Annotated in this window: 5 protein-coding genes; 2 read left to right on the forward strand and 3 right to left on the reverse strand. The window is 39.4% G+C overall.

Translation table 11 applies throughout. The features are described 5' to 3' along the window. Positions 1-107: 107 nt before the first annotated feature. From LC608_RS36130 to LC608_RS36140, 3 genes are read right to left on the reverse strand one after another with little or no spacing between them, the layout of a single operon-like run. Positions 108-1,418 carry a CHAT domain-containing protein gene (locus LC608_RS36130; protein WP_229558097.1) on the reverse strand — a complete coding sequence of 437 codons (1,311 nt, stop codon included), beginning with the start codon at positions 1,416-1,418 and terminating at the stop codon, positions 108-110. Positions 1,419-1,444: 26 nt separating this feature from the next. Further along, positions 1,445-2,362: a DUF1822 family protein gene (locus tag LC608_RS36135; protein ID WP_229558098.1), complete on the reverse strand. Its 918-nt coding sequence runs from the start codon at positions 2,360-2,362 to the stop codon at positions 1,445-1,447. A gap of 49 nt (positions 2,363-2,411) precedes the next feature. Then, positions 2,412-3,014, reverse strand: coding sequence for a sigma-70 family RNA polymerase sigma factor (locus LC608_RS36140; RefSeq protein ID WP_229558099.1), 603 nt, complete (start codon positions 3,012-3,014; stop codon positions 2,412-2,414). 539 nt (positions 3,015-3,553) lie between these two features. On the opposite strand from LC608_RS36140, the gene LC608_RS36145 reads away from it, so the two are divergent. Together LC608_RS36145 and LC608_RS36150 are read left to right on the forward strand one after the other, a co-directional pair. After that, positions 3,554-4,033 (forward strand): hypothetical protein, encoded by a 480-nt coding sequence (locus LC608_RS36145; RefSeq protein ID WP_229558100.1) that lies wholly within the window; start codon positions 3,554-3,556, stop codon positions 4,031-4,033. Between the two features lie 460 nt (positions 4,034-4,493). Then, positions 4,494-4,913, forward strand: coding sequence for an AraC family transcriptional regulator (locus LC608_RS36150; protein WP_229558101.1), 420 nt, complete (start codon positions 4,494-4,496; stop codon positions 4,911-4,913). The last annotated feature ends 130 nt before the right edge of the window (positions 4,914-5,043 follow it).

Below are 5,043 nucleotides of genomic sequence, written 5' to 3' on the forward strand. Positions count from 1 at the left end.
TTAAATCTGTGGGATAAGACTTTCGTGCCATACCGACTATCTATGTAAATACACTGCACATGAAGTATTTTATCGTTATCATAACTCCTTTCTCCTGGCTTTTAGATTTACTTTATAAATAGCCTCTTATCTTGTTTCTCAGGAGGTCGTAGCTGCATTAAATGGTCTAAAGCCTGTAACTCCCATTTTTGTAGTATTTTTAACCAGCGTACACCCATTACCAAACTAGTGATCACCAAACTTAACAACAGTACTTTTTGAAAACTAAGCGGTTTAGAGTACGGGCGAGTTTTATAATTATTTAGTTGAGGTTGTCCAGTTCTGGGTTCTAGATTTTTAAGCAGGTCTTTCCAAGTTGGTGGTATTGCTGCTGGATTTTGACAAATTATCGGTAAGCAAACCGCACAAGGATATTGATCTTCAATACCATGTAACTTCTCTCTTGATTCTCGTACTGCTAAGTACAGAGACTCACCACTGGAAAATTTTTGGAGGAAATTTTTTAAAAATTCTTGCGCCACCAAGTCTTGCACTGGTTCCCGCATCACAATGATTTGTGGGATATGCAAATCTTCTAGTTGAGATGCTAATCCTAAACCATCACAGGAATTAAAAATCGCTAACTGCAATCCTTGGCTTACAGCTTTTTTAAGAGCATATTTGATCTGCTCAATTGTTAAGCAATCCGTTTGATTAATATAGATATTACCGCTCTTGCCATCCTCCAGGCTTTCACTATGACCTGCAAAAAATAAAATGTCCCAGTCTTGCTCCCAAAGCTGTTTATTTAACTGGCTGCGCTGTGGTTCTACCAGAAAAGTTGTTTCTGCATCTGGTAACATCTCCAATAGCTCTCGATCTTTGTCAATCAAGATTCCTTCGCTATTACCTAGAATTGCTAAGATTTTTACTTTTCCTCCAATAGTACTTGTTTTTGGTTTTGGCAGATATTCGTACTCTGGGGCGCTTAAAGCAACTTCTGCTTTTTGGTAATCCTCAAAAAAATCCCATAAATGCCAGGGAAGACGACGTAGCCAAGTGTCACTGGTTTTAATTAGTACGCGGACTGTATCATCTAACGTTAGCTGTTTAAGTAATTTATCCTTCACTGGGCGAAAGGAGTTACAGTTGAGCCAACTATTCATTTGCTCATTTAACTTCTTGTTTAACTTGTGGCAGTTGTTTAGATGCTCATTAAGAGAAGTTCCGACATGAATGTTTACCGGTGTAATGCGGAAATTTGATAAACTGCGATAGGTTGTTCGCCAAAGCCGATAATCTGCAATTATCTCTGGCTTTGAGGGCAGATAGCCTTGAACTTCTATACTGGCGCGATCGCCTTCTGCCCCAATCTCCAGTGTGACTTTTACTCCCTGACTCAAATCACCATCTAGCTTCAAGACAACCAACTTCTGCATGGCTAGCAATAGATAACCCTATGTGCTTAAATAACAAACTTCTCAGTGATATTAATATCCCCCAATTCCAAGTTAACGCTAAAACGCTCTCCTGTTTGAACATTAAACTTTAATGTTACATGAGTACTACCACGACTAGCACGCGTTTCCATAACAGTAATCCCTTTCTCATCTAGCACTTTGACAATGAGATTATTGGGTAAGTAGGCTTGCTCACCAGATGGATACATTTGCAATTTCAGTTGGATTTCTACCGAATTTTTGGGAGTAAGTGTAACAACTAGTGCCAGCGATTGTCCGGGGAGTTCTATCCCCATGTCAATCAGCTTACCTCGCGTCACTCCGTTTCGATAACGAAAAGCTAATTGTGGTGTTTTTGGTGCTAAAATTTCTGATATCGGCTGCCAACTTGCATCAATTATATTTTGCAACCAATAGCTTAACTTGACTTCTGTCAGGTTACTTTCAAGTAAATGAAGATATGCAAGTAAGTCTTCAATAGTCTGTAACTCGTTGAACAAAAGTTCACCAGCTTTTACTGTTTTAGTAAATCCGATTAGAGTTGCTTGTTGATGCTCTATATCTAGCCCAAGTACAACTACGCCGATTCTGTCATCCGGGACTTCTGGTGGAATATAGCAGAGATTGCCAGAAGCTAAGGGGCGACATTCTAAGTGACCCAATCCACTCAACTTTAGGTCTGCCACATCTGCATAATAGTGCATGGCACAATTCCAACTATCGCTGGTCCTTGGGTCTGTGGGAATGTTCATCATTTCCATGTAATCATTTACCGCACAAACAGCCAAGGTATTAAGATATACCTGCTTTTTCTTTTCTAGTGTCACCTGTTCATTCGCAAAAAAGCGTGCTATCTTTAGCGCAGCTTGGGTAATAGATACCGGAATGGATCTTTCTTCTAAATTTTTAGTGCTATGAATCATAAGTTTCCTTCCACTTTCTAGATAACCTTCTATTTTAAATATCTCTGCATTAATTCCAAATTTCGTGATCCCCTTGCCTGATGGCAAAATTTCGTAAGCGGGGTAAGCATTCACGTTTATAGAAATTGGGCGCAGTTGATGGGGGTAAGTCGAATTCCTTAGCGATGTTTTTCCAAGGAGTTTCTGGAGGCAGGCGTCGCAGAATCAATATTTGGCAAGTTACATCAGGTCGTCCTTTAACGTGAGTGCTGGCTAAATCATTGTCTGGATCTGTAAAAGCCCATTGGTAAGTCTCTTGCAAAATCGGTGGAATATCATCTGTTGGTGGCAAGCTTTCGATTGCTCCGGTTATATTTTCAATTTTCAAGCTAGATAGACGAACAGTTTTTGCTTGAATTTGAGCTTCTCTAGAGCGAAAATCTTGCAGTCGCCACTTAAGACAATTGTTGAGCCAGGTGAACACAGTACAACTCTCTTGGTTATATTGCTCTGGGTTTCGGCAAAAATATAACCAAGTTTGTTGCAGAGCATCATTATAGTAAGCTGTATTCTCTTTCCAGAGTTTGCCCGATTTCATCACAACTCTAACTATCTCACTAAGTTTTTGCCGCCGCATCAAACTCTTTGCTGGATGGGGAGCAGGCTTCGGCAACCAGATGCTGGAGTTGTTGATTTAGATTGCTTATCGTATGGACGAAAGTCATAGAAACTCTCCTGATGAAATACTTGCAGAAGTAGTCACAAGATGCATCTGGCTGTTTAAATTTCTAATCAACGAATCCATAACTTAATATTTAATACCTGGAGCAGTAGAGCTTATTATCTAGTTATCAGACTTAAGTTCAAGTTTTTCGCAGAATTTAGAAAATTTTTTCTGATCGGTATTTTATAAAAAGTTGCCATTTTTACATAGGTTGATGTAATTTTTGATACGTGATTTAGCTTTGGAACATCTGTCATCTGATTTTCTGAAAATATGAATTTTTATGTAATTCTAAACTGCCATAAATTTTTTAAATTTTAGAATCATCTCTCTACAGATACAAAAAGTGAGTAAAAGGTATTAGTTTCTATCTTTAGTATGAGCTTTCTTACAAAGCTTGATTTTGCGCGAAAATTTTGAAATTTGGAATGAAATAACAATAGAGGCGAAAAGCAAAATTGACACCATGATTTTTCTAACGTGTCATTGTGGCTAAACAGCCTCAAAAACAACCTCAAATTCATGAAAAAACCATGTCTAATTTCGACAAAACAACTTCTACTTCTGAAGTATTTAGTGTTGCTTCAGAGCAGCTATTGACTGAATTAACTCCTGAACAGGCGGCTGTTATTGAAGGAGGAGCTTTCCTTATCGTAGATGCTCTTCAAGCCATCACAGCGGGCGCAGATGGTTTTCCTTCTGGTAATGACGATACTTACATTACAGTCAATGGTCAAAGGCTCGGAGGGGAGATTGGTTTTACAACAGGACAGCGTTCCGATATTGGACTAGGCGCAGCATTTGGAAATTCTGCAAGGGTCGAACTTTTTGATGCAGATAGCGGTTTTAACGGGAAAGACGACAATCTAGGCGGTTTTACCGTAACTGGTGGACCAACAACCGGTCAAGCAATAACGCGAGTGTCTGGAAGTGGGTCTACATATGATGTGTACTACCGCGTCGTCTAAGCCTAAGGAAAGTTGAAATAACCAAGCACTTAGAAGAAACATCTAACTAGATTAACACTCATAGTTTGCCTGCGTGAGCTTGGTTTTTTATTTAAAGGGTAAGGGGTAAAGCTTAAAGCGTAAACGTTTTTAATACCTTGGGCTTTCCCTTTTGACCTTTTTCCAATCGATAAAATCCTGCGAAAATTCTAAGTTTTGGAATGATGTCACTACAGAGGCACAAGAAGGTAAGTAAGAGGGGATAATTTAAAGCCTAATCCCAGGCTAGGATACAGACATGATATTTCTGATAGCCGAATGGTACTCAGCAAAACTACTTCCCAAGGCAAAGTCTAGTGATGTAGGGTGTAGGCAAAAAACCATTAATTAGGAATTCCAGCGAAAATTTTGATTTTTGAATTGATAACATAACAGAGGCAAAAAGTAAGGTGGACGTTAGGAATACGCCAAATCAACATTCATGAAAAATCGGTACAATGCTTCCTCGCAATTAGTGCTAGAGTCACCCCTTGTTGACATTGTTAAACCATTAAACGATCCAGTGCCAATCTTTCCTGCTGACTCCTTGTTGAATAAGGTTTTCCGATTTATTGAGGTAAATTATAATCAACCAATTAGCTTATCTGATGTAGCAATTGCAGTTGGCTACTGTGCGGCTTATTTAACCGACCTAGTACGACGTAATACAGGACATACGGTGAATGATTGGATTGCCGAGCGTCGTATGCTAGCAGCACGTACTTTACTCCTAGAAACTGATCAATGTGTAAGTCAAATTGCTCAAGCAGTTGGTTATCAGCATGAAGGTTACTTTTTTCGTCAGTTTCGCCGACATCATGGGATTACACCTCAAGCTTGGAGAAAGACCCAACGCAGCTAGGTAGTATAGCGGTTATCAGTCCAGTCCAGTACACTTAGGAGAGAGCAATTCTACTGATAACTGGTCGCTATGAAAGCCTACTCTCTCGACTTGCGTCAGAAAGTTGTTGATGCTTATGCCTGTGGTGACA

The organism is Nostoc sp. XA010 (assembly GCF_020829625.1).
In the GTDB taxonomy this organism is placed as follows: Bacteria; Cyanobacteriota; Cyanobacteriia; order Cyanobacteriales; family Nostocaceae; genus Nostoc.

Excerpts from the sequence above, each read along its gene's own strand:
- LC608_RS36130 (WP_229558097.1), bottom strand. The coding sequence starts at position 1,418 with ATGCAGAAGTTGGTTGTCTTGAAGCTAGATGGTGATTTGAGTCAGGGA.
- LC608_RS36135 (WP_229558098.1), bottom strand. The coding sequence starts at position 2,362 with ATGATTCATAGCACTAAAAATTTAGAAGAAAGATCCATTCCGGTATCT.
- LC608_RS36150 (WP_229558101.1), top strand. The coding sequence starts at position 4,494 with ATGAAAAATCGGTACAATGCTTCCTCGCAATTAGTGCTAGAGTCACCC.